27 protein-coding genes and 1 other annotated feature are annotated in these 25,884 nt (G+C 39.4%); of the genes, 21 read left to right on the top strand and 6 right to left on the bottom strand.

Annotated elements, in window-relative coordinates; genetic code table 11:
• Positions 1–639: 639 nt before the first annotated feature.
• The 3 genes from AC1DSK_RS00385 (at position 640) to AC1DSK_RS00395 (ending at position 3,453) form a co-directional block, all read left to right on the top strand.
• Complete coding sequence (locus AC1DSK_RS00385) at positions 640–1,065, top strand: hypothetical protein (RefSeq protein ID WP_477546100.1); 426 nt, start codon at positions 640–642, stop codon at positions 1,063–1,065.
• A 154-nt stretch (positions 1,066–1,219) separates the two neighbouring features.
• Positions 1,220–2,008 (top strand): alpha/beta fold hydrolase, encoded by a 789-nt coding sequence (locus AC1DSK_RS00390; RefSeq protein WP_477546101.1) that lies wholly within the window; start codon positions 1,220–1,222, stop codon positions 2,006–2,008.
• 143 nt (positions 2,009–2,151) lie between these two features.
• The gene (locus AC1DSK_RS00395; RefSeq protein ID WP_477546102.1) at positions 2,152–3,453 is read left to right on the top strand and encodes a M48 family metallopeptidase; all 1,302 of its coding nucleotides are present in this window, start codon (positions 2,152–2,154) and stop codon (positions 3,451–3,453) included.
• A 152-nt stretch (positions 3,454–3,605) separates the two neighbouring features.
• Here the strand turns inward: AC1DSK_RS00395 and AC1DSK_RS00400 are convergent, their stop codons facing one another.
• The gene (locus AC1DSK_RS00400; RefSeq protein WP_477546103.1) at positions 3,606–4,046 is read right to left on the bottom strand and encodes a transporter; all 441 of its coding nucleotides are present in this window, start codon (positions 4,044–4,046) and stop codon (positions 3,606–3,608) included.
• A gap of 147 nt (positions 4,047–4,193) precedes the next feature.
• Positions 4,194–4,841 (bottom strand): PAQR family membrane homeostasis protein TrhA, encoded by a 648-nt coding sequence (gene trhA, locus AC1DSK_RS00405; protein ID WP_477546104.1) that lies wholly within the window; start codon positions 4,839–4,841, stop codon positions 4,194–4,196.
• A gap of 142 nt (positions 4,842–4,983) precedes the next feature.
• Between trhA and AC1DSK_RS00410 the strand changes: the two genes are divergently transcribed.
• Positions 4,984–5,589: a DUF1836 domain-containing protein gene (locus AC1DSK_RS00410; RefSeq protein WP_477546105.1), complete on the top strand. Its 606-nt coding sequence runs from the start codon at positions 4,984–4,986 to the stop codon at positions 5,587–5,589.
• A 52-nt stretch (positions 5,590–5,641) separates the two neighbouring features.
• Positions 5,642–7,396 carry a DNA helicase RecQ gene (gene recQ / locus AC1DSK_RS00415; protein ID WP_477546106.1) on the top strand — a complete coding sequence of 585 codons (1,755 nt, stop codon included), beginning with the start codon at positions 5,642–5,644 and terminating at the stop codon, positions 7,394–7,396.
• Positions 7,397–7,781: 385 nt separating this feature from the next.
• Here the strand turns inward: recQ and AC1DSK_RS00420 are convergent, their stop codons facing one another.
• Positions 7,782–9,281: an MDR family MFS transporter gene (locus tag AC1DSK_RS00420; protein WP_477546107.1), complete on the bottom strand. Its 1,500-nt coding sequence runs from the start codon at positions 9,279–9,281 to the stop codon at positions 7,782–7,784.
• 303 nt (positions 9,282–9,584) lie between these two features.
• Positions 9,585–9,853: a binding site (T-box leader), on the top strand.
• Between the two features lie 49 nt (positions 9,854–9,902).
• Here AC1DSK_RS00420 and metG point away from each other — a divergent pair.
• On the top strand, positions 9,903–11,534 hold the full coding sequence (gene metG, locus AC1DSK_RS00425) for a methionine--tRNA ligase (RefSeq protein ID WP_477546108.1): 1,632 nt from the start codon (positions 9,903–9,905) through the stop codon (positions 11,532–11,534).
• A gap of 631 nt (positions 11,535–12,165) precedes the next feature.
• On the opposite strand, the gene AC1DSK_RS00430 is transcribed toward metG, so the two are convergent.
• Complete coding sequence (locus tag AC1DSK_RS00430; protein WP_477546109.1) at positions 12,166–13,020, bottom strand: VOC family protein; 855 nt, start codon at positions 13,018–13,020, stop codon at positions 12,166–12,168.
• A 182-nt stretch (positions 13,021–13,202) separates the two neighbouring features.
• Between AC1DSK_RS00430 and AC1DSK_RS00435 the strand changes: the two genes are divergently transcribed.
• The 9 genes from AC1DSK_RS00435 to AC1DSK_RS00475 all read left to right on the top strand — a co-directional run bounded on the left by AC1DSK_RS00435 (position 13,203) and on the right by AC1DSK_RS00475 (position 19,729).
• Positions 13,203–13,409 (top strand): hypothetical protein, encoded by a 207-nt coding sequence (locus tag AC1DSK_RS00435; RefSeq protein WP_477546110.1) that lies wholly within the window; start codon positions 13,203–13,205, stop codon positions 13,407–13,409.
• Positions 13,410–13,524: 115 nt separating this feature from the next.
• Positions 13,525–13,935: a MarR family winged helix-turn-helix transcriptional regulator gene (locus AC1DSK_RS00440; protein WP_477546111.1), complete on the top strand. Its 411-nt coding sequence runs from the start codon at positions 13,525–13,527 to the stop codon at positions 13,933–13,935.
• A complete protein-coding gene (locus AC1DSK_RS00445; RefSeq protein ID WP_477546112.1) occupies positions 13,928–15,094 on the top strand; it encodes an MFS transporter in 1,167 nt (388 codons plus the stop codon). Before AC1DSK_RS00440 ends, AC1DSK_RS00445 begins: the two co-directional genes overlap by 8 nt.
• 169 nt (positions 15,095–15,263) lie before the next feature.
• Positions 15,264–15,878, top strand: coding sequence for a PH domain-containing protein (locus AC1DSK_RS00450; protein ID WP_477546113.1), 615 nt, complete (start codon positions 15,264–15,266; stop codon positions 15,876–15,878).
• Positions 15,879–15,999: 121 nt separating this feature from the next.
• Positions 16,000–16,674, top strand: a complete 675-nt coding sequence (locus AC1DSK_RS00455; protein ID WP_477546458.1) for an SOS response-associated peptidase — start codon at positions 16,000–16,002, stop codon at positions 16,672–16,674.
• A gap of 19 nt (positions 16,675–16,693) precedes the next feature.
• Positions 16,694–17,434, top strand: a complete 741-nt coding sequence (locus tag AC1DSK_RS00460; protein WP_477546114.1) for an ABC transporter ATP-binding protein — start codon at positions 16,694–16,696, stop codon at positions 17,432–17,434.
• Positions 17,412–18,434: an ABC transporter permease gene (locus tag AC1DSK_RS00465; RefSeq protein WP_477546115.1), complete on the top strand. Its 1,023-nt coding sequence runs from the start codon at positions 17,412–17,414 to the stop codon at positions 18,432–18,434. Before AC1DSK_RS00460 ends, AC1DSK_RS00465 begins: the two co-directional genes overlap by 23 nt.
• Positions 18,435–18,445: 11 nt before the next feature.
• Positions 18,446–18,958: a GNAT family N-acetyltransferase gene (locus tag AC1DSK_RS00470; RefSeq protein WP_477546116.1), complete on the top strand. Its 513-nt coding sequence runs from the start codon at positions 18,446–18,448 to the stop codon at positions 18,956–18,958.
• Positions 18,959–19,198: 240 nt separating this feature from the next.
• Positions 19,199–19,729 carry a GNAT family N-acetyltransferase gene (locus AC1DSK_RS00475; protein WP_477546117.1) on the top strand — a complete coding sequence of 177 codons (531 nt, stop codon included), beginning with the start codon at positions 19,199–19,201 and terminating at the stop codon, positions 19,727–19,729.
• Here the strand turns inward: AC1DSK_RS00475 and AC1DSK_RS00480 are convergent.
• Positions 19,720–20,355, bottom strand: coding sequence for a phosphatase PAP2 family protein (locus AC1DSK_RS00480; protein ID WP_477546118.1), 636 nt, complete (start codon positions 20,353–20,355; stop codon positions 19,720–19,722). The two genes, AC1DSK_RS00475 and AC1DSK_RS00480, sit on opposite strands and share 10 nt — an antisense overlap.
• Positions 20,356–20,463: 108 nt before the next feature.
• On the opposite strand from AC1DSK_RS00480, the gene AC1DSK_RS00485 reads away from it, so the two are divergent.
• A complete protein-coding gene (locus AC1DSK_RS00485) occupies positions 20,464–20,970 on the top strand; it encodes a hypothetical protein (RefSeq protein ID WP_477546119.1) in 507 nt (168 codons plus the stop codon).
• A gap of 54 nt (positions 20,971–21,024) precedes the next feature.
• Here AC1DSK_RS00485 and AC1DSK_RS00490 read toward each other — a convergent pair whose 3' ends face one another.
• Positions 21,025–22,053 (bottom strand): ion channel, encoded by a 1,029-nt coding sequence (locus tag AC1DSK_RS00490; RefSeq protein ID WP_477546120.1) that lies wholly within the window; start codon positions 22,051–22,053, stop codon positions 21,025–21,027.
• 152 nt (positions 22,054–22,205) lie between these two features.
• Here AC1DSK_RS00490 and AC1DSK_RS00495 point away from each other — a divergent pair, with 152 nt between their 5' ends.
• From AC1DSK_RS00495 to AC1DSK_RS00515, 5 genes are all read left to right on the top strand, one after another.
• Positions 22,206–22,655 (top strand): YaiI/YqxD family protein, encoded by a 450-nt coding sequence (locus AC1DSK_RS00495; protein WP_016428481.1) that lies wholly within the window; start codon positions 22,206–22,208, stop codon positions 22,653–22,655.
• Between the two features lie 84 nt (positions 22,656–22,739).
• Positions 22,740–22,895 (top strand): YpzG family protein, encoded by a 156-nt coding sequence (locus tag AC1DSK_RS00500; protein WP_477546121.1) that lies wholly within the window; start codon positions 22,740–22,742, stop codon positions 22,893–22,895.
• Between the two features lie 248 nt (positions 22,896–23,143).
• Complete coding sequence (locus AC1DSK_RS00505) at positions 23,144–23,950, top strand: ABC transporter permease (protein WP_477546122.1); 807 nt, start codon at positions 23,144–23,146, stop codon at positions 23,948–23,950.
• 4 nt (positions 23,951–23,954) lie between these two features.
• Positions 23,955–24,734, top strand: a complete 780-nt coding sequence (locus tag AC1DSK_RS00510) for an ABC transporter ATP-binding protein (RefSeq protein WP_477546123.1) — start codon at positions 23,955–23,957, stop codon at positions 24,732–24,734.
• Positions 24,735–24,749: 15 nt separating this feature from the next.
• Entirely contained in the window at positions 24,750–25,820 is a 1,071-nt protein-coding gene (locus AC1DSK_RS00515; RefSeq protein WP_477546124.1) for an ABC transporter substrate-binding protein, read from the top strand.
• Positions 25,821–25,884: the final 64 nt, after the last annotated feature.

Here is a 25,884-nt window from a genome sequence, read left to right on the forward strand (position 1 = left end):
ATTGGTTTTCGTCCACTCATTGTGAGTTATTGTCCATTCATTGTAAGTTTTCGTCCGTTCAACTATGCTTTTTGTCCACTCACCTACCGTATTTGATCATTCGCTTGGAGAAAGACACGATTCCTCTGGAGTAAGACATCAGTTCCAATGAAAGAAAGCTGTTGATATTGAAAAAAACGAAAGATTACATTGCATGTCGCAGCAAAGAATAGGGTCAAAGGTAGTTTGACCCTATTCTTTGCGACGAGTAACCTCAGGAGCAACACTTTCGAAGCTTGAGACCTACAAGTATGTGGATTTTATACTTGTTGGCTCATTCGGAACATGCAGATAGCGCAAATGACACGATAAGCTACAACTGCGTTTTTTGATGTAAATGAAGAAAATTAATTGGAATAGTATGAGCCACTTTTAAGCAAACTAAGCAGGAGAAATCAAATAATCTCATTTGAAAACAGTTAAATTTAAAATTATTATTATTTGTCCAAGTAGCGGAGTAATATCATGAACAGCAACGATTAATGGGTGGGAAATGTTGTCGCGACATGCATTCTATAGTGGTTTAAAGCCATGAAGAGGTGAAATTTCATCCATAAAGGTGTATACTTATTATAAGAGAACTTTTAGAAGAGGTGAAGAATGGATAATAATCAAATTCCAAGTGCTGTTAACAAGGACTTTTTGACAAATGAATTAGGGTTAGTACAACATTTAAATACAACCATTTTTAAGAAACGTGACTTTTTTGTATTGTCACCGTCTGTTCAAAATAAGTCTAATGGATTTGATTTAAGAGAAGTTAGTCTAAACAAATTCAACCGTGTTGCCCATAATGGGTATTTGTTAATTCGTTACAAAGAACGTTTCTTGATTGCTAAGCTTGCCAATTTCAGAAAGAAAATGATGCGTGAAGAACTGAAAGCTACGAGTACTTCAAAAACGGCTCATTGGAAATTTATTGTAAAGGAAACACCGACATTGCATGTGGTCTGCCAGACTGACAGTGATGAGACATATCCTTTACAAGAACCGTCAAGCAACCAATTGATTAAATTCTTTCAATAAATGATCGAAAGCATGCGTACACTCAGTGCGCATGCTTTTTTTGTGTTTAAAATGTATCTTCTATCTTATTTTTGTATTTGAACCGATTTCCTCGCTTAAAAGTTTAAATAATGGGTATAAGTGTATGACAAACATGAAAACGGGAGTTGTTAAGATGGGGCATCATCAAATTGAATTATCGAATCTGACTTTAGCATACCAAGACAGTGGTGAAGGTGAGGCAATTGTCCTCCTGCATGGTTTTTGTGGAAGTCATGAATACTGGGACAAAGTGATTCCGGCATTATCCGAAACCAATCGAGTGATTGTGCCCGATTTACCGGGCCATGGTGACTCCACTTTTCCTAAAGGGAACTACGGAATGGAATACTTGGCGGATACGTTAGTAGAACTACTGGATCAATTGGAGTTGGAGAAAGTAACATTGTTTGGTCATTCTTTGGGTGGTTACATAACATTGGCATTCGCAGAAAAATATGAAGAACGACTGAATGGCTTTTCGTTGATTCATTCTACTGCGCATCCAGATTCTGAGGAAGCGAAGAAAGGTCGCGATGCATCCATTGAGAAAGTGAAATCGGAAGGAATCCCTGCTTTGATTGAGGGGTTAATTCCTAAATTATTTGCGCCTGAAAACTTGGAGACGCATGCAGAAGATGTAGAAAAAGCAAAAGAAATTGGGAAGGAAACAACTGAAGAAGGCGCAATAGGAATGTTAACAGCAATGAAAAATCGACCAGACCGAAATCATGTCATCAAAAACAGCAAGTTGCCTGCGCTACTGATTGCTGGGGAGAAGGATCAAGTCATCCCTCCCGAAAAAACTTTCTCTGTTCATAAAGAAATCATTTCCCAAGCTTTGATTAAAGGTGCCGGACACATGAGCATGATGGAAAAACCGGATTTATTACTATCCGAAATTCAAGATTTCTTAAAATCTTAAGTACCCAAAAACGCAAAAGACCATCGGTTTGGTCTTTTGCGTTTTTTTGTTTTTATTTTCCGAAAATTATTCTATTGACCCCTTCTGTATTATCCGTTAAATTCAGTATTGTATGTAAATTTTATACATGAGGGGACAGCAAAATGAGAACACCAAATGTAACATCAGAGAGAGAAACGATATACTTCGTATTGAGTATTATATTCAGTATATTTATTTATATCATTGCGGCCATTTCAATTATCGGAATCGGCATAGCGCTTGGCTTATTAGCCATCGTACTTTATGCAAATATGATTATGCTTGGATCAATCCGTGGGAATGGAATTCGTATTAACCAAGACCAATTCCCAGATGTTTACGAACGGGTAGTGGTTTTATCGCAAGAAATGGGCCTGAAACGTGTACCCGATGTATTTATTGTTCAGTCTGAAGGAGCATTAAACGCATTTGCAACACGCTTTTTAGGTCGTGATATGGTCGTCATTTATTCGGAAATTTTCGAACTTGCAAGACAGGGTGGAGCAGCTGAACTTGATTTCATCATTGCCCATGAACTTGCTCATATTAAACGACGCCATGTTTGGAAGAACCTGCTACTGCTTCCTGCAACTTTCATTCCTTTCTTATCACAAGCTTACAGTCGTTCATGTGAATATACATGTGACCGCGAAGCGGCTTTCTATACTCAAAATGGAATTGCTGCAAAACGGGCATTAACGATTCTTGGAGCTGGCAAGGATTTGTATCAAGAAGTAAACGAATCAGCCTATTTAGAACAAATCAAGAGTGAGTCCAATGTTGCTGTGTGGTTAAGTGAAGTCTTATCTAGTCATCCTCGCTTACCAAAACGTATCCAATCTGTCGGACAGTTTATGCGTGTAGAGGGAACACCCTCATATGAACCGAAACAAGGGAAAATAGTGTTGGGTGCCAGTTTATTATTTGGTGGGATGTTTGGAGTCTATCTGCTGATTGTGTTCTTTTTCTCAGCAGGGGGATTGGTCTATTCAAGCTTCATTCCATCTCTTCTTTCAGAGGATACATTCGATTTGTCAGAGGAAGACTATTATCCTACCGAAGGAGAAACTCCTCTTATGACTGCGGCATACGATGGGGATATTGAAGAAGTAAATGCCTTAATTGATGAAGGTGCCGACCTGGAAGAAACAGATGCTGAGGGATATACTGCTCTCGCATACGCAGGTTTTTTACAGAATAACGATGTCGCACAAGTTCTCTTGGAGGCGGGAGCAGATCCGAATGCTCTAAATGACTATTCGACTGTTTTGATGGATGCTTTATACAACGAGAATTATGAACTTGCATTAATGCTCTATGAGTACGGAGCAGATCCCGAACTTGAAGATCCTTCAGGGGAATCAGCCTTTTCATATCTTGAAGTCGATAATGAAGAAGATTTTTATAGAGTAATTACACAATAGATTTTAAATTAAAGGCTCTGTTAAACTACCCTGGTTGTTTATCGTAACTAGCCGGCTAACATTCTTTAATAAGCTAAATAAAAAAGAGGACGCGATAAAGTCATGGTTAATGACTTTTAGGCGTCCTCTTCATTTTTGCACAGAAAAAAGTTCTAGAAACACTGGAAAGATGAGATTCTGTCTAAATCTGTTCCGTAATAAGTCCATCTACGACCATTCCAACGCCAACCTGCAACAGATTGTCTACCGACGAATGTTGGGAAAAACCAGAAAGAACGACCATTTCGTAGCCATATAAACGTAAACCGGAACAAACAGCCCCTAATCGCACCGGGATCTACTGCAAAAGCCGAAACTCCACCTCGAGCACCGGCAGCTTGCTGAGGAACGAAAGATGGTGGTGGACCAGACGGCGGGCCGCCTGAAGGTTGTTGGCCTCCTCCTTGACCAGGGAATCCAGGACCTTGCCCGGGGAAACCACCTTGACCTGGGAATCCTCCTTGTCCAGGGAATCCTGGTGGAAATCCAGGACCACGTCCAGGGAAGTTTGGCGAGCCATCACCAGGTAAAAATGGGGGAAATTGATTAACCAAAATGAGTACCTCCTTTAAACTGTATTCGAGTTAGTATATGGCTTTGTCGAAGAAGGGTTTGGGTTCCATTCATACGCCAGTTGCAACAACACAAAAGTGCCAGGCAAAGGTTCTGAGAAAACCGGTGCCTGGCACTTCGTTACTTTTCTATAATACGTACATATATACACTTAAAAAGTGACAAAGGGTTCCAAGTAAAATGAAGATGTGGAAAATTTCATGAAAACCGAGGTATTTGAATTTCATGAAACTGGGCTTGGCACCGTAAATGATACCTCCTATTGTGTACATGATTCCACCAACAACGAGCAACCAAAGTCCCTTCGCACTTAAAGTTGCCGCAAGTGGTGAGGCAAGAAAAACAATAATCCAACCCATTCCAATATAAAGCGCAGTGGAAAGCCATCGCGGACAGTTGAACCACACCATTTTAAACAGAATACCTGCAATCGCTAAACCAGTAACGACAGAAAATAAAACAAATCCGTTCTTGCCGTTTAGAGCAATTAAGCAAAAAGGAGCGTACGATCCTGCAATCAACAAAAAAATCATGGAGTGATCAAGTCTTCTGAAAAAGGCAATGACATTGTCCTTCGCAATTACCATATGATAAGTGGCGGATGCTGTATACAATAAAACCATGCTGATGCCAAATATGATAACGGCGACAATATGAAGAACAGGCACATCACTTATAGATGCTTTGACAGTCATAGCAATTAACGCAATGACAGATAATACCGCACCAACTAAATGAGATAAACTATTAAAAGGTTCTCGAATATAAGCGTGCATTTAAATACCCCCAATTCAATATGTAGTTATTAATACTACGTTTAACGATATAACTATATCACCATCTAGTCAATATTTACGCTTGGTCTTTTTTAAGTTACACTGAAACTACTAAATGCCAATGAAAACCGAGGGATACAAGATGGAAAACACACAAGAATTGTTGAGGAAACTTTCTTTAGATAAGAACATTTCACTTCAGGAAATGCCAGATATCGATTTATATATGGATCAAGTCATTCAATTATTTGATCACACTTTTAAAAGTACAAAGCGCAATGAAGAAGAAAAAGTTCTGACAAAAACTATGATCAACAACTATGCGAAAGCTAAGCTGTTCATTCCTATAAAAAATAAAAAATATTCGAAGAAGCACCTCATCTTGATCAGTTTGGTCTATCAATTAAAAGGTGCTCTATCAATCAATGACATTAAGTCAACGCTGGACGGTCTTAATTCCAAACTGACAAATGAAGACTTTGAGCTAGAAAAATTCTATAATAGCTATCTTGCTATTCAGAGTGGGAATGCCTCGGATTTCGAGTCGGAATTCCAAAAAAGAGCAATAGATGTTCACGAAGAAGTGGCCAAAATGAAAGACAGCGAAGCGGAAAAATTGGAGAAAATTCTTCTGATCACCTCACTGGTTAACATCAGCAACTCGTACCGTAGAGCAGCGGAGCTGTTAATTGATGAATTAAAAGAGGAATCACAAAAGGTCACGGGTGATGTAATACCAAAAAAATAAAGAACTTGAATATCATTAACATTCAATCTGTAACAGATAAGGAGTGACACATGTGTTAGAACAAGCAACAAAATACTTACAAACCTTTTTTGGATATGAGTCATTCCGAACCGGACAAGAACAAGTAATTACACAAGTACTGAATGGCGACAATTCAATATGCGTGATGCCGACTGGTGGCGGAAAATCTATATGCTATCAAATACCAGCACTAGTTTTAGAAGGTACTACGATTGTTGTTTCTCCATTGATTTCATTAATGAAAGACCAGGTGGATACCTTACTGGAAGCGGGCATTCATGCGGCATATATCAATAGTTCATTGAGTCATGAAGAAGTGCGTGAAGTACTGTATGATGTGCAACGCGGTGCTGTCAAACTTTTATATATTGCCCCAGAAAGATTGGACTCCCAGTCCTTTTTGAATGAACTTCGGGACATTCCAGTACCATTGATAGCTGTTGACGAAGCACATTGTATTTCTCAATGGGGACATGATTTCCGTCCAAGTTACCGATTAATCAGCCGAATGACTGAGCTTTTCCCGAATAAACCGACAGTCCTTGCATTAACTGCCACTGCCACACCACAAGTGCGCGAAGACATTTGCCGAATTCTGAATATCACGGAAGAAAACACTGTAATGACCGGTTTTGAACGATCGAATTTAACATTCTCTGTTATTCGTGGACAAGACCGTGAAAAATTTGTCAAAGATTATTTAATGAAAAATGAAAACGAATCAGGCATTATTTATGCAGCTACTCGAAAAACAGTCAATCATATTCACGACATGTTGCAAAAACGAGGAATTAGCGTGGCAAAATATCACGGCGGTATGTTCGATGAGGACCGCACCTATGAGCAGGAACGTTTTCTTAAAGATGAAGTTCAGGTGATGGTGGCGACAAATGCCTTTGGAATGGGTATCGACAAATCAAATATTCGCTATGTTATCCATTACCAACTGCCGAAAAATATGGAGAGTTATTACCAGGAGGCAGGACGTGCAGGTCGTGATGGATTGCCGAGTGCGTGTGTTGTACTCTATGCCTCACAAGATGTTCAGACCCAACGATTCCTGATTGATCAAGCTCAAGACCCAAGTCGTATACCCGGCGAACTCATCAAGTTGCAGGGAATGGTTGACTACTGTCATACAGAAAATTGTCTGCAGCAATTCATCATTCACTATTTTGGTGACACCGATGCAGGCGTATGCGGACATTGTAGCAATTGCACCGACCAACGGGAAAGTCAGGACGTTACACAAGATGTCCAAATGGTCCTTTCATGCGTTATTCGAATGGGACAGAAATTCGGAAAAATGCTGACAGCCCAAGTACTGACGGGATCCAGAAACAAAAAGGTAATTGAATTTGGATTTGAGAGACTGACAACGTACGGTATATTAAAGCATTACAGTGCGAAAGATGTAGCGAACTTGATGGAGTTCATGATTTCACAGGACTTACTCGCAGTCGAACATGGATCATTTCCAACAATATATGTTACCGAGAAAAGTAAAGAAGTACTGAAAGGAAATCAAAAAGTTCTTCGCAAAGGGGCGATTGTTACCCAACAAGTTACTGACAATGATCCGTTATTTGAAGAACTACGCATCGTGAGAAAGCGATTGGCTGACGAATCAAATGTTCCGCCATTTGTCATCTTCTCGGATAAAACATTGAAAGACATGTGTGCCAAACGTCCGAAAAACGAGGAAGAGTTTCTTGAAGTCAGTGGTGTAGGTGCCAATAAACTTGAGAAATATGGAGTAGCATTTTTAAATGCCATCAATCAATGAGAACTAGGATTTCAGATCATTTCAGATTTTTCGTCCACTTCTTTTTCATAACTGCACTAGCTTTTATGGGAATTCTCTTTGCTGATATGGACAATCTTCAGCGATATGTTCATTTCGATGACATGAAGATGGCAAGCGCCATTATTCGTAGCATCATTAGTTGGATTCATTTGTGGATTGCTATCCGGTTATTTAAAAGGCTCAAGGACACTCCCATGTGGTTGAAAATAGTACTGGCAGTGCCGTCTTTTTTACTTGCAATATTTTGTGCTGGATTTCTCGTCAGTCTATTTGTCGAGGTTGAGGGATAATACACAAAAAAGGGCTTTTTCCTTCGTCATCATTCATGACGGAGGAAAAGCCCTTTAATTATTGTCGACTTCAGTTACTCTTCTTTTGAAACTTCAAGCTTCTCATTTCCCATGAAATAAACAGCAACGATTGCAATGGCAATCGGGATGAGTGACCAAAGGAAAGTAGCCGAGATGGAATTCGACATGGCATTGATAATGACATCCAAAATGTTTGATGGAATCATCTGTCGTTGGTCGGGTTGGAATACGGTCTGCAAATTGTCAATTGTCTGCGATGCATCTTGACCAGAACCCCCAAGCTTGTCTTGTATTTCATTAGTCATCAATTTCGTTTGCAATGACCCGAATATGGTAATACCCAGCGCCAAACCTAATGACCGGAAAAATGAATTGGTCGAGTTAGCAGAACCGCGATGGCGATAATCCATCTTATGCATACTCGCCGAAGGCAGTAATGAAAATGAAAACCCTACGCCCATCCCAACCAATACCATATACAAAGTAAGTAAAATACGGCTTGTTTCAGGAGAAATTGTCGACATGAATGCCATTCCAATTGCGTAGAAAACTACGGATATAGCCATGATTTTCTGATAGGAAATTTTGGTTTGTGCAATCCCTGCGAATGCACTTCCGGCAACAGATCCAAGTAACATCGGCATCAGAATAATACCGGCATTCGTCGCGGACCCCCCATACACGGCTTGAACAAAAATAGGTATGAAAATCGTCAATCCGACAAATGTCGCACCAAAAATAAATGCGAGTACTTGTGAAGAAGCGAACAGACGGTTTTTGAACATCCAAAACGAAATGATTGGTTCGGATGCTTTCGTTTCTGCCCATAAGAAGACAATCAAAAACACAATGAAAATCCCGAATAATGTGTAGCTTTGCCATGAACTCCAGGCAAATTCTTTGCCGGCGAGCTCTAGTCCAAACATTAGGCTGACAACAGCTGTTATCAAGGTGATGGCGCCAAGCCAATCAATCTTAAGTTTCGTATTTTGCTTCGTTTCTTTGTAGAATTTCAGAATCAGAAATAGAGATACAATTCCGATTGGCACATTCACATAAAACACCCAGTGCCAGCTTATTGTGTCGGTAATAAAGGCTCCAAGTAACGGACCGAGTACACTGGAAGCGCCGAATACACCTCCCAATAATCCTGTCATTTTTCCACGTTTTTCAGGAGGGAAGATATCAAAGACAATCGTAAAAGCAATCGGCATCAATGCGCCTCCGCCGATCCCTTGAATAGCTCTGTATACAGCCAACTGAGGGACAGATTGTGCGATTCCACATAAAGCAGAACCAATCAGGAAAATTGCTAGTCCAAAGACGAAGAACCGTTTGCGTCCATACATATCAGATAATTTCCCGAAAATCGGCATCCCTGCCAAGACGGCTACAGCATATGCTGATGTAATCCACACGTAGCTCTCGACTCCACCTAAGTCTGCCAATATCGACCCAAGTGCAGTGGCAACAATCGTATTGTCCATCGCAGCCATCAAAATCGCTAAAAGCAAGCCTGTTACGACCAGGCGTAAATTTCTTTGTTCTATCATTTTAATTGCTCCTCTTATGTAAAAAATATGAAAAAGCTGTGATGGAAAAAGTATAACAATAGTGTGCCTAAAAAAGAAACTTTCACTAATATAAGATTATTAATGGAATAAATGGGTGAAACCGATTAAATTACGTTTTATGCCGATTAAATATCAGATGAAGCCGATTATATCGCGATTCATGCCGAATAAAAATCAGATTATGCCGATAAAAAGATAATCAATGCCGATTACCCCGTTTACTCAATAAAATTAATATTTCATTTTATTTCCATTTTCACTATAATCATTTCAATCATATATGAAACGGCGATGACGAGGAAAAGTAGTGGGACGATGTTATATAGAGAGCTTCTGTTGGTGGAAATGAAGCAAACTAGTCTTACGAACATGATCTCTGAGCTTTGCACTGAAAATCTGATGATGAGTAGGCTGCAACAAGAATTGACACTTGTTACAAATGTCTGAGTATACCGGCATGATTTTTTGCTGCGTACTTATGAAGGCAAATGGCGTGAGCTCTTTGTAAACTAAGGTGGTACCACGGGGGATTTTTCAACCTCGTCCTTATCGATAAGATAAGGGCGGGGTTTTTTGTATGCAATTAAAGGGGGAGTCACAATGAATGTTTTTATTGGGGGAGCATGGCCATATGCCAACGGGTCGTTGCATCTAGGTCATGTTGCGGCTTTATTGCCAGGAGATATTTTGGCAAGGTATTACCGTCAAAAAGGGGAACATGTCTTATATGTATCGGGCAGTGATTGTAACGGTACACCGATTTCCATTCGGGCTAAACAGGAAGGGGTATCCATTGAGGAAATCGCCAATCGTTTTCATCAGGAATTTGAAGAAAGCTTTTTAAAACTGGGCTTTAGTTATGATAGGTATTCAAGAACGGATCATCCACAGCATCATGAAGTCGTTCAGCAAATATTCCTGAAGCTACTTGAAAATGGCTATATTGATAAACGGGAGATCGAACAAACTTACTGCGATGTCGACAGACAGTTTTTACCCGATCGTTATGTAGAAGGAATTTGTCCAAACTGCGGGCAACCATCACGCGGGGATCAATGTGATCATTGCTCAGCCATTCTTGACCCTTTGGATTTACTTGAGCGGAAGTGCAAAATCTGTGGCAATGAACCGACCACCAAGACAACGGAACACTTCTATTTTTCTTTAAGTTCATTTCAGAATGAGCTGGAGAACAGAGTGGCAATTGCGAAGCAAAACAAGCAATGGCGTGAGAATGCTATCCATCTAACCGAACGCTATTTGAAAGAAGGCTTGCATGACCGTGCTGTCTCGAGAGATTTGTTGAATGGAGTAAGCGTTCCTGTAAAAGGTTATGAGGAGAAGAAAATCTATGTCTGGATTGAGGCGGTTTCGGGTTACTATTCCTCCAGTCAGCGCTGGGCAAACGAAACAAATCAAAGTGATGAAGCATTTTGGGATAAAGAAACCATTTCCTATTATGTTCATGGGAAAGATAATATTCCGTTTCATTCGCTCATTTGGCCATCCATTTTATCGGGGATTGGAAAAGGTGTTCACCCAACCCACATTATCTCGAACGAGTATTTAACATTGGAAAAGAAAAAATTGTCGACGAGCAAGAATTGGGCCGTATGGGTACCTGAAATACTGGAAAGCTACAATCCCGATTCTATCCGTTATTTTTTGACGGCGAATGCACCAGAAAACAGAGATGCTGACTTTTCGTGGCGAGAGTTTATTTTAAGTCATAATTCCGAGCTTCTTGGTGCTTATGGTAATTTAGTGAATCGTACATTGAAATTTATCGACAAGTCTTTCGAAGGTCATATTTCAGGGGAAATAGATACGATCATCAAGGCAAAGGTGTCGTCGAAATACGATGAAGTCGGGCTACTCATTGAAAACGGCCATTTTAAACAAGCGATTGAAGTCATCTTTGAAACAATCCGCTTTGGAAATAAATACTTCGACGCCCAGCAACCGTGGAAAACCATTCATGAAAAACGGGAAGCCTGTCAAAACGTACTGCTTACTTGTGTGCATATCATTTCTAACTGCACTCAACTGTTAGCACCATTTCTGCCGTTTTCCAGTGAAAAAGTTAATGAAATGTTACAATTGGCTCCATTTTCATGGCAGCCAATTGAAAAAGTAGCTTATCAAGTTTTCCAAGTAAGTCCTTTATTTGAACGAATTGATGTGAATCTGATCGAAGAAGAGTTAGAGAAGCTTAGATTAAACGCGAAATGAGTAAAAGAGATGGTGAATTCCACAATGGAATCACCATCTCTTTTAAATTGTACAATAATTCCACTGTAAATCATTTAAAGAGCAATTTGATTACATACTTTGTGACATAGAGAGCTAGAATTTTTCTAGAGTATCAGTGTATTTTCATGAAAACTTACTATTGTTAATAACCGTATCCACTGTATCCATATCCTGGGTAATAAGGATAGTAAGGATAATAAGGATAAAATGGATAATACGGATAAAACGGATAGTACGGATAAAACGGATACCTTGGGAATCTTCGGGGTCTTGGGAAACTCGGGAAACTTTGTCGCGAACGTTCATCTCTTCCGAATGGCATAACCATTTAACTACACTCCTCATTATAAAATCTTTCTAATTTATGCAAGTTTGAAATGAATGTTTAGGTTATGGAACTCTCAAATTTGATTGTTCAAGTAATTCATTGACTTTTAATATGGAATTAATTGTTTCATCCAGATGAGACACTTGTGTGTATGATGATTTTTATGGATTTTGTGATATTAATTTGATCATAGACAAAAAGCCAAACATATTCGGAAGTTTTCCGTTTAGGTTTGGCTTTTTGTCGTATCGTATCGACTTGTTTCTCTATTTGGGACTTTAATTATGCGATAAACAATTGAACTTCAATACCGGATGGATCTATCACACTTACATAATCACTTTGAACTGAAACGGTTGCACCGATTTCTTTTAATTGTGCAACAACTTTTTGTCTTGCTTCTTCACTTGGATAAACGATTGAAAAACTTTTCATTCCAAGTGTTTGATCCGTGCGTTTAATCGAACTAGGGTGTCCCCATGTATTAAGAGCAATATGATGATGGTAGCCGTTTGAAGATATGAACAATGCTTGTGTTCCATAACGATTCACAACATCGAATCCTAATCCTTTTACATAAAACGTTTCTGCTTCATCGAGATCTGCGACACGGAGGTGAACGTGACCCATAACGGTTCCTTCAGGCATGCCATTGAATGGTGTCTGCTCTGCACTTGCCACAAGACTCTGAATATCAAGTGGATCGATGGTCATTTCAACCATGTCACGTTGCCATTTCCACATATCAGGGCTACGGTCGTAATAGAGCTCAATGCCGTTTCCATCTATATCATTCAAGTAAAGCGCTTCGCTCACCATGTGATCGGACGCTCCGCTAAACGGATAACCGGTGCTGCGAATATGATTGAAAACGATTCCTAAGTCTTTCTTGGAAGGCAGTAGCAAGGCCATATGGTACAGTCCTGCAGCGTTTGCGGGGTGGTTGCTGACTTCTATAGGTTGTTCAATTGTTAAGATAGCATCTTGTCCGTTAGTAGTAAAACTGACAATTGATTTTGTTTGATCCAAAATACGAAGTCCCAATATGTTTTCGTAAAAAATGGTAGAGCGAGATAAGTCCGCTACTTGTAAATGGACATGCTTTGTATAAGTGGTTGGATGTTGATGGAATGTCATAATCATTCTCCTTTTTGGTTACATTTCAAAAGCTAGTTACTTTATGTAAGTTAGTTTACGAGAGTTAGCGGCATATGTCAACACTTACATATTTTCGAATAAACTTTCCTTCAGAAGTCAAGACTTACATCAAATAGAAATGCCCCCAATATTAAGGGAAGTGATCGGATGAAAATAGCAAGATGAAATCACCTTCCCCCGCACCGTCTGGGAAGAATCCAGTAACAGTCCCGTTGGTAGCTATCAAAAAAGATCTGACAGATATTGATGATGCCGTTTTCAAAGACTTTCAAACAAAAGAAGGTCTTGTCACTGTAGTCTATTTGAGTTCACTAATCGATTCATTGATTTTACATAAAGCAATTATCCTCCCATTAGCATTGAGGTAAAGTTAAAAACTGAAACCTGCGAACTGCAGGTTTTTTTCTTTACTCTTTTTATTTAAAATTATATACTAGAATAGTAAAGTAGTTACCTAGGTAAATAATTAGAAAAGAGATGACGATGAAGAATTTAGTGTTTCACGAAATGCATCAGAAAGCGCGATTGTCAAATAAGGAAGTTAACGAAGCGTTAAAAGATTATGGATTATATACCGCCCAGTGGTCCATTCTGTTTTGCCTGAAGCGATTCGGTATCATGACGCAGACTGAAATTTGGCAGTATTTAAATGTAGAAGCTCCAACTGTAACGAGAACTTTGGTGAAGCTGGAACAACGGAACTTCATCATCCGTAGGGAAGGCAAGGACAAACGGGAGAGAATTGTCGAGTTGACAGATGAAGCAAAGTCTTTGATTCCAAAAATTGAAGGGAAAATTGCGGAAGTTGAAGGTAGATTGTTGCAGTCATTGTCAGACAATGAAGTAAATGAACTGACCCGACTGTTAAAGAAATTAGGTAAGGATTATGAATAAGCAATCAAATAAATCATCCATTTGGACAAAAAGTTTCATCAACATTGCCGTCAGTAATTTTTTCATATTTGTGGTGTTTTATGCATTGTTAACGTTAATGCCCATGTATGCTCTCGATCTGCCAGGAGGAACCGTTTCCCAAGCGGGGCTTGTCACGACCATCTTCCTGTTGTCTGTCATTCTCGTCCGGCCTTTTTCTGGACTGATTCTCGAGAAGTTCGGTAGAAAACGCATGTTGGGATTAAGTATGCTTGCATTTGCAGTTTCTACCTTTTCCTATATATTGACGGAAGACATCAGTTTACTACTTATTTTACGATTTATACATGGCGTTTCATTCAGCATAGCCACAACAGTGACGTTGTCGATTGCAGCGGATATTGTTCCTTCTGAGCGAAGAGGAGAAGGACTTGGCTACTTCGGCATGTCGATGAACTTGGCAGTTGTCGTTGGCCCGTTTATTGCCTTGACCCTTCAACCGCTTATTTCGTATCATTCCATATTTTTGATATTTGGTGTGATTATGATTATTGGTTGGCTTTGTGGGGTTTTTGTTAAAGATACCGTTCAAGTAGTTCAGCCTAGTGCTAAGCGTAAACTGAGTTGGTCTGATCTATTTGAACGCAAGGCACTTGCAATTTCGTCTGTAGGGATATTCGTTTCGTTTGCATATGCGAGTATCATGTCATTCATCTCGTTATATGCACAGTCAATCGGGTTAATTGAAACAGCCAGTTACTTCTTTCTAGTCTTTGCGGCAGCAATGCTCATTTCACGACCTATCACAGGAAGACTGTTTGATACATTGGGACCGAATATCATCATCATTCCCTCGATCCTGATTTTTGCAGCAGGCTTGTTTGTCCTCAGTTTGGCTTCGTCTGCCTGGATGTTACTACTGGCAGGCGCGTTGATCGGTTTGGGTTACGGTACGTTATTGCCGAGTTTCCAAACGCTTGCCATTCAGGCATCGCCGAACCGAAGAAGTGCTTATGCAACTGCCACATTCTTTACGCTTTTTGATACAGGCATTGCAGTAGGGTCCTTTGTGCTTGGCATTGCCGTAGCGTATATGGGATATGCAAACTTGTATATGGCACTTGGTGGTTTCGTCGTACTGATTGTCTTTTACTATAAGTGGATTATGAAAGAAAAGTAATTCAACACCATTTTCGAATATCCACGAAGTTATCCACAGGTTCACTCTGTTAAGTAATGTTGTTGGTAGGGAAAATATAGACCAAATTACCTTTGGTCCTTATTTTTGAAACCTTCAGCGAATTATTTCGTATGTATAAGAGAAGTCTAGATTGTCGGGAGGAATACACTTGTTTAAAAAATTAGCAGCAGATGCACTTGGTTTATCTGATATTGGAATTGTCGTACCGAAAGCGGATTTTGATAAAACGGAGTCTGATGATTTTCTTATGCATGAATCGGGTGAAGAAATCTTCTTCCTGATTAAGACAAAAGCAGACGAGTACTGTTTTACAAACAAAGCGCTGATTCATGTGGATGGAGCAAATGCTATCAGCAAGAAACGTACACTCAAACGTTATGACTATGCGTACCATCCGATTACAAATGTTACCTTGGAAACAGCCGGAACAATTGATTTGGACGTGGAAATTAAATTTACCATCGGTAGCATCCCTATGACAGTGGATATCCATAAACGCTTTTTGGCGGAAATTAAAGATTTGTATAAAGTGTTGTATGCGATTTCCATTGAAGTAAAAGAAAACGAGAAAAAGTACGCCATTGCAGAAAACAGTTTATCTTATGCATCCCAGTCGATAGGGCGCATTGGAAATGATGAAGTAACGCCTGCTCAATCGTTTGAAGAAATTACTCGTTTCGCACATGACTGGATGCAGGAAAATCGCTCAAAATACGCAAAAAAAGACTTTACAGATACATTTGAGCTGTATATCAATCAATAAATCTTTATCAATACAAACCGTCCAACTCTCGGCTGAGAAAGGGCGGTTTTTGTTTGTGTGAATAAAGGAAATCAATTAATTGTAGCGAATTGATTCTAAAAGAAAGGGTGTGGAAGTAAATATGTGTGGACGTTACAGTTTGTTTGCGGAATTTCGAATCATTGAAGAACGTTTTGGTGAAGCCACTTTTGATGAAGAAGATTATGAAGAAAGCTACAATATTGCACCTTCCCAAATGGTCCTTTCCGTGATAAATGATGGTAATAAAAACCGTTTGGGCTTTTTAAAGTGGGGGCTCGTTCCACCATGGGCAAATGACCCGAAAGTCGGTTTTAAAATGATTAATGCTAGAGCAGAAACTGTACATGAAAAACCAAGTTTTCGTGAAGCTTTCAAGAAGAGAAGATGCCTAATTGTCGCAGATTCATTTTATGAATGGAAACGTACGGAAGACCGTAAAATTCCAATGCGCATTAAAATGAAAAACGATAATCTCTTTGCGATGGCAGGGTTATGGGAGTCTTGGAAAGACACAAAAGGCAACCTTGTTCACACATGCACCATTCTGACAACCGAAGCGAATGAATTGATGTCATCCTTTCATGATCGGATGCCAGTCATTCTTAAACAAGAAGATGAACAAAAGTGGTTAAATCTAAATTTGAATCATGTGGATGAGCTGAGACCGTTTTTAATTCCATTAGAAAATGGCTTGCTCGAAGCATATGAAGTTTCCGACAAAGTGAACTCTCCCAAAAATAATGCACCAGAGTTGATTGAAAAAGTAACGGGTTAAAAAGGAGATGTGGTAAAGGATGCCGATTTTACATGTTGCCAATGTAAGCAAGTCTTACGGGAAGCATCAAATCCTGTCGAACGTGAATTTTTCTGCCGATACGGGTCAAATTCTTGGCCTTATTGGACCTTCAGGTTCTGGCAAAACAACATTAATAAAACTCATCATGGGAATGGAGGTACCATCAACTGGCACGGTAGAAGTGCTTTCAAAAAAAGTTCCGAATCTGGACCTGCTCCAGAAAATTGGATACATGGCACAATCGGATGCACTTTATCAAGATTTGACTGGCTTCGAAAATTTGTCATTTTTTGCTTCCATGTTTTTGATGAATAAGAACGAACAAAAAGACAGGATTGCTTATGTGACACGCATTGTTCAACTCGAAAATGCCATTCCAAAGAAAGTTTTAACTTATTCTGGTGGCATGAAACGTCGGCTCTCCCTAGCAATCGCACTTATTCAAAACCCTGAGATTTTGATACTTGATGAGCCTACAGTAGGTATTGATCCAGAGTTAAGAAAATCCATTTGGCAGGAACTTAACCGGTTGAAGAATGATGAACAAAAGACGATTGTTGTAACGACTCATGTCATGGATGAAGCAGATAAGTGTGACGAGCTCACCATGATAAGAGAAGGGAAAGTCATTACAACTGGATCACCACAAGCATTAAAAGAGGCTTATCAAGTCAGTAATTTGGAAGATGTCTTTTTAAAAGCGGGAGGGGTATCAGATGCGCATCAGGGCCCTCGTTAAACGAATTGTATTACAGCTAGCTCGTGATAAACGGACACTGGCTCTCCTGTTTATGGCACCATTATTGATTTTAACACTTATGCATTTTTTGTTTACTAGCAATGATGTACCTTCCAGGCTAGGTGTTGAAGGTGTATCCAGCGAAATGATAGAGCAATGGAAGAGTAATGAGTTAGAGTTGATCTCTTTCCCAAAGACAAATGATATAAAGAAAACAATCATAGATAATGAATTGGATGGGTACCTTGTTGTTAATGGGGAAACAATGACATTGACAGTTGAAAATACAGATCCTTCCCGTTCGAAAATGTTGAGAGCAAAAATTCAACAAGCTTTGTTCGGCAATTTAGCTGGAACGTCAGAAATAGAAACGAAATATGTATATGGAAGTGAAAACACATCTTTCTTTGACGTATTAAGCCCTATTTTAGTTGGGTTCTTTGTCTTTTTCTTCGTGTTTTTAATTTCGGGAATAGGTCTACTACGCGAAAGAATGACAGGAACACTCGAACGGTTATTATCTACCCCGATTCAAAGAAGGGAAATTGTCTTTGGCTATTTGATAGGGTATGGATTATTTGCCATCATACAAACGATCATCGTCGTTACGTATGCCGTTAATGTTTTGGACATGGTTTTGGTCGGTTCAATTTGGCATGTACTTGTGGTAAATGGATTAATTGCGCTCGTTGCCCTAAGTTTGGGGATTCTACTTTCATCATTTGCATCTTCTGAATTCCAAATGATTCAATTTATCCCTCTAGTGATTGTGCCTCAAGTGTTTTTTACAGGAATTATTCCGGTCGAGGGGATGCCTGAATGGCTGCAAGGTTTATCTAAAGTGATGCCGATTTCGTATGGTGCAGACGCGTTAAAGAGTATAATGTATAAAGGCTATGGTTTAAGTGACGTGAAATTGGACGTATTGGTACTTCTTGGTTTTGCAATTGTATTTATACTGCTTAATATTGTGGCTCTTAAAAAGTACCGTAAAAATTAGAGGTGAATTGCGTGAAAATAGTAGAAACAGAAAGACTCATACTTCGGCATTTAACTGAAGATGATGCGGAGTTTATAGTAGAACTCATGAATGAACCAGACTGGATTAAATATATCGGTGATAGAGGTATTCGCACGGCAGAAGGTGCGAAGGAATACATCGTGGAGGGACCGATGGCCATGTATAAAGAGCATGGAATCGGTTTGTACTTAATTGAAATGAAAGAAAATGCAATACCAATTGGGCTTTGTGGGCTGCTTCATCGTGATTTCTTGAGAGATGTGGATCTTGGATTTGCGGTACTCTCAAAATATTGGGGTAAAGGCTTCGCATACGAAGCGGCAGAAGCTACCTTAACTTATGGTGCAGAAGATTTAGGGTATCGCCGAATTGTTGGATTTACATCACTCGATAATGAAAAATCTGCGAACCTTCTACAAAAGTTGGGAATGAAAGATGAAGGCACGATAAAATACGCGTCTACTTCAGAAGATGTCCGGTTATTTGCAAAAGAATATCAATAATACTGATGGCTTTAATAAACGGTATGGTTGGTTATCATTCATTTGCACTTTCCGCGTGAGCCAACATTTAATAAAATCAACCGTGAAACTTAACACAAAAAAGCTTGAAACGAGCCATCGCAGCCCGTTTCAAGCTTTTTTAGTTATACTCTTGGAAACAAGATGTTTGAGAAAAAGGGATTGTGGTGTTAGAGGTAGAAGTTAGTACAGAGTGAAGTTTAAAGAAAATAGGTGAATAGAATGCAAATTCGAACTGAAACGAAAAATGACTTTAAACATGTATTCAATCTGAATTACACGGCTTTTGGAAATAGAGACGATGAAGCGAAACTTGTGGAGCGCATTCGTTTTTCAGATGGCTTCATTCCGGAATTATCGATAGTGGCAGATGATCAAGGTGAAATAGTTGGCCATCTACTATTAAGTAAGGCGAAAATTATCAATAAAAATGGCGAAAAAGAGGTAGTCGTCCTAGCACCTGTTGCTGTTTTGCCAGAATTTCAGAAAAAAGGCATTGGCATCAAATTGATTGAAGAAGGTTTGAAAAGAGCGAAAAATCTGGACTATGGACTGGTCTTACTCATTGGACACCCAGCCTATTATCCGAAGTTTGGTTTTCAACCGGCTAGAGCTCATGGATTAGAATTGACACAATATCAAGTGTCTGATGACGTTTTCATGGTTTGTGAACTGAAAGATAGAGAACTTGAAAACACCGTTGGAGAATTACATTATCCAAAAGCGTTTTTTGGAGCGACATCTCAAAAATAATTAAGCTTAACGAGCGCAACATGATAACCCCATATGGCAATTGTTAGCCAACACCCACCTGCAAAATAGCCAGCTAGAACATCACTTGGATTATGGACGCCTAAATGGATTCGGCTTATCCCAATCATAAGAATCATGAAAGTACTGAAAGATAACAGTAGATATCGACCAATACGAGATGGAATATGACGCCACAAAATAAACGTTAGGATTCCATATATACATATTGCATTTGTTGCATGTCCGCTTGGAAAACTGTACCCACCAATTTCAATAAGGCGATGTAAATCTGGTCTTTCTCTTTTAAAAAGTAGTTTTATTACGCGAAAAAGATAGTGTGAACCGAGCAGGACGACAATGAATAGAAGGAGTTCTGCCCGAAATTTTAAAAAGAAATAAAAGATAATGAAAATGATAAAAGCAATAATGTTAATGGAAGTTCCTGATCCAATATTTGTGAAAAAAAGCATCATATTCGTCGAGAAAGGAGTTTCGAAACTTTGAATGAAAGTGGCAATGGCTCTGTCAAATTGCTCAATTTGTTTTTGTCCGACCATGAATGCAATTAGGATAAAACCAAGTGCAGTGAAGCAACTTAACAATAAAACATTAGGCTTTTTAACCAATGTTTCAACAACTCCTTGCTTGTAGTTATATATATAGGAAATTAATTTATTTACATTACCTCCAAAATTTAGCAGAAACCTATATACTTTAAAGTAGGGGGAATAAATATGAAAAAATTCTTATTGGCAGGTAGCTTACTAATGTTAGCTGGATGCTCGAATAGCTTAGATACATCACAATTAACTGAATCAAAAGAAGGCGAAGACGGATTCATCAAGTTTTACAGCGCACCTTCAGTGGACGTGGCCATTGATGCTTTACCCTATGAAGTCAACTTGCCCGAGGAATTACCATTCAAAACTGTGGGATTCAAATCTTTAGGAATTACGGATATCGGTGGAAAGGGTCAAAATCCGGATGCTCAATTTATGGCTTCAGATGCTCAAGATAATAACCTGCTGCTTTCTACTACAACGGGTAACATAGATTATCCAGATAGCAATCCGGAAGAAATCACTTTAAATAATGGCTATCAAGCTCAATATACCTTACCCAATCAACTTGACGTAATTGTCAAAGATGTTACGTATTCATATACTTTAAATATGTCAGAGCTGAATGAGAATGAATTGAAGGATGAGTTGTTGAAATTAGCGGAACAACTAGCTGAATAAGAAAGTAGAAAAAGCCATTCTGCGATAGAATGGCTTTACTTGTTTATTTAATTCTCACTGCCCACTTTTCGAAATAATAGATTGATAGGTTGATTCATCACAAATGACCGTAAGAACTGCATCGGATGGAATGTGTTCCTGTAAACGACGATTAATGTCCATTTTCTGACGGTCGGCAATCAATGTTGCGCCGTGTACTAATAATGCATGAAATGCGTCCCCATATGTCTTCCATTCAGAGCGTGTCGGGACTTCAAACAAATCCTCGCCCACAGTGCGACTAATCAGTTGTGTCACGATATTGCCAACATTTTGATGTAAAGCAGAGCGAACGGCTAGTAGAGAAATGGTTTCCTGGGACAAAATAAACTCATCCACTTTGACATGTGAGAAGTTGGCGAGTTGTTTTTCCGTCATCACTTCAACTGTCGTATGCACATTTGAAGCTAGACGTTCACAAGTAATAGCAATCGTCAATGTCTTGGCATCTCGCAAAGACGCGACTTGGATGTTTTCATCAGCAAAAATGATGACAGACTTGGCTTTCGTGATATTCGCCTGAACAAATGGTCCTTCTTCAGATGGATCACCTTGAACATAATGGACACGATCCATGGTGACATCTGTAGGAGATGTAGGAAGAGTATCAATTATGACAATTTCCACCGAAGGATCAGATGAAAGAATTTCCTTAAGGGCCATTTCAGTTTTCTTTCCCCACCCGACAATGATGATGTGATGTTCATGTGTATAAGACAACTTACCTTCCTCCTTGCGTCTTCTGAATATGGAAAACGCATCTACTATTTTCCCGATAACAACACCGAGTAATCCAATTCCCAATAAGTACATAATGACTGTAAATAATTTTCCTGCTCCCGTAACTGGTGAATAATCACCGTAGCCTACAGTAGCAAAGGTGGTCATTACAAAGTAAAATGATGTTAACAAGCCTTCAAACGTGTCAGGTTCCAACAAGTAAATCGTCACCGTACAAAATACAATAAAGAGTAGTGCTGCAAATAATAAGGTTAAGTTTTTCATGCGGACTAGACTTAATCCAACTTTCAAAAAAAAATGCATGTAACTATCTCCAATCGCCAGAATCTGTAAGCTTAAGTTTACACGTTTTTATTTGCATGTGCTAGATAACGAACATGATTTGGTTGATTAATGGAAAGCTAAGCAAAGGACATTGACGGAAATTTGTTTTGAAGTGGAGGGAAATGTGAAAAATGATCAACATATTAGTTGATGCAGATGGATGTCCAGTAGTAGATAGCACGATTCAAATCGCTAAACGATATGAAATGCCTGTCACTTTATTCTGCGATACAGCACACAATATGCAACGAGAAGGTGCCAAAACAGTGATGGTATCAAAAGGCATGGATGCTGTGGATTTTGTGCTCGTCAATCGCGTTAAACCTGGAGATATTGTTATTACACAGGATTACGGTTTGGCTGCAATGGTATTAGCCAAACGAGGATTAGTGATGGATCAAAATGGTCGCGAGTATACGAATGAAAATATAGATCAGCTATTGGATAGTCGTCATATTGCCAAGAAAATTCGCCAGGCAGGTGGTCGAATGAAAGGGCCAAAAAAGAGAAGGAAAGAAGATAATGAGAGTTTTGAACGTAGGTTTAATGAATTAATTCTTCAGCAATTAAATAGAAATTAATTTTGCGCATCACATAGATTTGCGAGTAATACGCATACTGAACAAKATTTCTTCTTTTCATTCTTAAAAAAAGAGGTGAAGGCAATGAGTAAAAAACAACCACTGGATTCAAAATCAGCGGAATTACATCATAACTGGACAAGGCCAAAGAGGACCAAATCACAAGTCAACGGTAACACAGAAGAATCACAATCGACTCAGAGATTAAAAACCAGCGCCAAAATTTACCGAAACGGATAAGTTGAATAAGAAGAAATTGGGACCCGGAAATTTTCCGGGTCTTTTTTGTTTTGAGAAGAGTTTTTAGAATGCCAGTTTGCTCCGTCGGACTCTTTGAGAATGACATCTGAAAAATAAAGAGTGACGTGTGAAAAAATGACACCACGTCCAAAAAGCATAATCGACGTCTGGAAACGATATAGGACGCTATTTAGTGAGAACACATTTCCTCTGATCTTCATATTATTTGGATGAAGAGGTGGTGGAAAATGAGGGATATAAAAAATCCAATAGAAACGGAACAACAAGAATGGCGAAAGCAGCAAAGACAGAATCGACTGAAGACGTGGCTAACCATTTTTTCTCCAGTATGTCTCTTGCTCATCTGGCAATTTCTATCTCAAACCGGACTGATTGATGCGAGGTTTTTCCCTCCGCCAACTGCAATTGTTACCACGTTTTTCGAATTGCTCACGACTGGTGAATTGTTTCATCACATTAACATATCACTATTCCGAATAGGGTTTGGATTCTTACTAGGTGTTATTCCTGGAATAATCATCGGTTTGTGTATGGGGTTATACGCGCCAATCCGCCATTTTATTTCTCCAATTATTATGGCGTTGATGCCTATTCCCACACTTGCATTATTACCGATTATTTTAATCATTTTTGGTATTGGTGAAGTGTCGAAAGTTGTTACCATTGCGGGTAGTGTCTTCTTTCCAGTTGTGATCAATACCGTAGCTGGTGTTATTTCGATAGACTCCATTTATTTGGATGTGGCGAAGAATTATGGAGCAAGCAGTAAGGATTTCTTTTTGAAAATCGCTTTACCTGGTTCGCTTCCTGTCATGCTGGAAGGCATTCAAATGGGGCAGGCAATTGCGTTGCTTACCATTGTCGCAGCAGAAATGATGGGCGCAAATTCAGGGATTGGTTATTTGATTTGGACGTCCTACAGTGCGTTTTTATTAAAAGAGATGTTTGTCGGATTAATCCTGATTTCGTTCTTTGGATATATCTTTTCATTATTATTACGTGGCTTACAACGAAAGTTAGTTCCGTGGAGGTGACGACGTGAGATCAAAACCCAAAATATCAATCCATGAGTTGACGAAAGTATTTTACAAGAAAGAAAATAGTGTCACTGCACTTGAAAATATCTCGCTCGATATTGAAGACGGGGAATTTGTGTGTCTCGTTGGTCCGAGCGGCTGTGGAAAAACAACGTTACTTCGCATTCTGGCGGGTCTTGAAAATCAAAGTTCAGGAGATTTTACCATTGAACCCGGAGATGAAGATCGACCGAGTCAATCGATGGTGTTTCAGGAACGTGGCATACTCCCTTGGCTGACGGTTGAGAAAAATGTAGCGTTCGGACTGACGATGCGGCACTTGCCAAAATCGATTGTAAAAGAACGAACAACGTATTTTTTGAACAAAGTGGGTCTTGGGAAATTCGCCAAAATGTATCCGAAAGAGCTTTCAGGCGGCATGAAACAACGTGTCAGCATCGCTCGGGCGTTTGCTAATGACCCAGAAATCTTATTGATGGATGAGCCATTTGGAGCTTTAGACGAACAGAATAAATACATTTTACAAGAAGAATTATTGTCGATTTGGTCGGAAACAAAGAAAACGGTGTTATTCATCACACATAGCATCGACGAAGCATTGTATTTAAGTGATCGTGTATTACTCATGAGTGCGCAGCCAGGCAAAATCGTGGCAGAAATGAAAATAGATCTGCCTCGTCCAAGGAAATTAGAAGACTTTCGCTCGAATCCGGAAATGGCTTCGAAATTTCTGGAAATCTGGCGTCACTTGCAAGTAGAAGTACAAGGATCAAGATTGTAATCGAGGAGTGAATAGATGAAAAAATGGTTAGGCATGTTGGGCGTTTTGATTTTACTTGTTGGGGGTTGCTCCAATAAGGAAGCAGTGAAAGTGAATGACGATGTAAGTAAAGATAATCCTTCTGGTGATTTAGCACCTTTAAGTAAGAAAACGAAAGTAGTCATTGCAGAAGACGGTTCTGCTTCTGGGGCAGGCTTTTATATTGCTAATGAAAAAGGTTATTTTGCTGAATATAATATCGAAGTGGAATTTGCAACATTCGCGAATAGTGACGACATGTTGCCAGCATTGGCATCAGGGGATGTGGATATTGCTGGAGGTATTTCCTCAGCTGCCTTCTTTAATGCGATTGCCCAAGGAATCGATGTGAAAATTGTTGCCGATAAAGGCCATAATGAAAAAGGGAAGTCCTACTTCACATTTGTAATAGGTGCTGATAAACAGGATGAAATCAAAACATATAGTGATTTAAAAGGAAAACGCATTGCAGTTTCAGGGGAGCATGGAGTTGACGATTATATATACCATCTGATGCTTGACCACGCAGGTCTGTCGAAAGATGACGTCGAGTTTGTTCTTATGCCGGATTTCGGAAACATGATGGCAGCCATCGAAAACGGCTCCATTGATGCAGCTTTGAATATTGAACCTCTAATCACGCAAGGCGTTGCCGAAGGTATTCATGTTCGATTAGGTGATGCAACCGACTTTGCACCGGAAGCTCAAATTGCCATGGTATTAGGTTCACCGCAGTTCATGAATGACGAGCAGGACGTGTCCTTACGTTTCATGGCAGCTTACTTGAAGGGTGTAAGAGACTACAATGATGCCTTCAAAAAAGGCGAAGGCACAGATGAAATCATCGACATCATGACAGAATACACTGCTTTAAAAGATGCAGCTGTTTGGAAAGATGTATTTGTCACTGGACTTGATCCAAATGGCAAAATGTTCACAGATGATATTCGTGATCAGTACGAACTGTATAAGAAGAATGGTGCAATTAGAGGCGAGTTTGATTTTGATGAAGCCATTGATACAGACATTACGGAAAAAGCAGTTAAAATCATTGGAAAATATGAATGATAAATTTCAGTCCATGACGAGTTGCCATACGGCAGCTTTCATGGGCTTTTTATTGGAAAGAAAC

This window comes from Paenisporosarcina sp. P4_B8, from assembly GCF_056402175.1.

What these genes read in the sequence shown, in the direction of transcription:
- AC1DSK_RS00455 (WP_477546458.1), top strand. Translation starts at nt 16,000, where the DNA reads ATGTGTGGACGTTACAGTTTGTTTGCGGAATTTCGAATCATTGAAGAA.
- trhA (WP_477546104.1), bottom strand. Translation starts at nt 4,841, where the DNA reads ATGCACGCTTATATTCGAGAACCTTTTAATAGTTTATCTCATTTAGTT.
- AC1DSK_RS00435 (WP_477546110.1), top strand. Translation starts at nt 13,203, where the DNA reads ATGAAATCACCTTCCCCCGCACCGTCTGGGAAGAATCCAGTAACAGTC.
- AC1DSK_RS00385 (WP_477546100.1), top strand. Translation starts at nt 640, where the DNA reads ATGGATAATAATCAAATTCCAAGTGCTGTTAACAAGGACTTTTTGACA.
- AC1DSK_RS00505 (WP_477546122.1), top strand. Translation starts at nt 23,144, where the DNA reads ATGAGGGATATAAAAAATCCAATAGAAACGGAACAACAAGAATGGCGA.
- AC1DSK_RS00460 (WP_477546114.1), top strand. Translation starts at nt 16,694, where the DNA reads ATGCCGATTTTACATGTTGCCAATGTAAGCAAGTCTTACGGGAAGCAT.
- AC1DSK_RS00445 (WP_477546112.1), top strand. Translation starts at nt 13,928, where the DNA reads ATGAATAAGCAATCAAATAAATCATCCATTTGGACAAAAAGTTTCATC.
- AC1DSK_RS00430 (WP_477546109.1), bottom strand. Translation starts at nt 13,020, where the DNA reads ATGACATTCCATCAACATCCAACCACTTATACAAAGCATGTCCATTTA.
- AC1DSK_RS00485 (WP_477546119.1), top strand. Translation starts at nt 20,464, where the DNA reads ATGAAAAAATTCTTATTGGCAGGTAGCTTACTAATGTTAGCTGGATGC.
- AC1DSK_RS00515 (WP_477546124.1), top strand. Translation starts at nt 24,750, where the DNA reads ATGAAAAAATGGTTAGGCATGTTGGGCGTTTTGATTTTACTTGTTGGG.
- AC1DSK_RS00475 (WP_477546117.1), top strand. Translation starts at nt 19,199, where the DNA reads ATGCAAATTCGAACTGAAACGAAAAATGACTTTAAACATGTATTCAAT.
- AC1DSK_RS00495 (WP_016428481.1), top strand. Translation starts at nt 22,206, where the DNA reads ATGATCAACATATTAGTTGATGCAGATGGATGTCCAGTAGTAGATAGC.
- AC1DSK_RS00500 (WP_477546121.1), top strand. Translation starts at nt 22,740, where the DNA reads ATGAGTAAAAAACAACCACTGGATTCAAAATCAGCGGAATTACATCAT.
- AC1DSK_RS00440 (WP_477546111.1), top strand. Translation starts at nt 13,525, where the DNA reads ATGAAGAATTTAGTGTTTCACGAAATGCATCAGAAAGCGCGATTGTCA.
- AC1DSK_RS00490 (WP_477546120.1), bottom strand. Translation starts at nt 22,053, where the DNA reads ATGCATTTTTTTTTGAAAGTTGGATTAAGTCTAGTCCGCATGAAAAAC.
- AC1DSK_RS00420 (WP_477546107.1), bottom strand. Translation starts at nt 9,281, where the DNA reads ATGATAGAACAAAGAAATTTACGCCTGGTCGTAACAGGCTTGCTTTTA.
- metG (WP_477546108.1), top strand. Translation starts at nt 9,903, where the DNA reads ATGAATGTTTTTATTGGGGGAGCATGGCCATATGCCAACGGGTCGTTG.
- AC1DSK_RS00395 (WP_477546102.1), top strand. Translation starts at nt 2,152, where the DNA reads ATGAGAACACCAAATGTAACATCAGAGAGAGAAACGATATACTTCGTA.
- AC1DSK_RS00390 (WP_477546101.1), top strand. Translation starts at nt 1,220, where the DNA reads ATGGGGCATCATCAAATTGAATTATCGAATCTGACTTTAGCATACCAA.
- AC1DSK_RS00465 (WP_477546115.1), top strand. Translation starts at nt 17,412, where the DNA reads ATGCGCATCAGGGCCCTCGTTAAACGAATTGTATTACAGCTAGCTCGT.
- AC1DSK_RS00410 (WP_477546105.1), top strand. Translation starts at nt 4,984, where the DNA reads ATGGAAAACACACAAGAATTGTTGAGGAAACTTTCTTTAGATAAGAAC.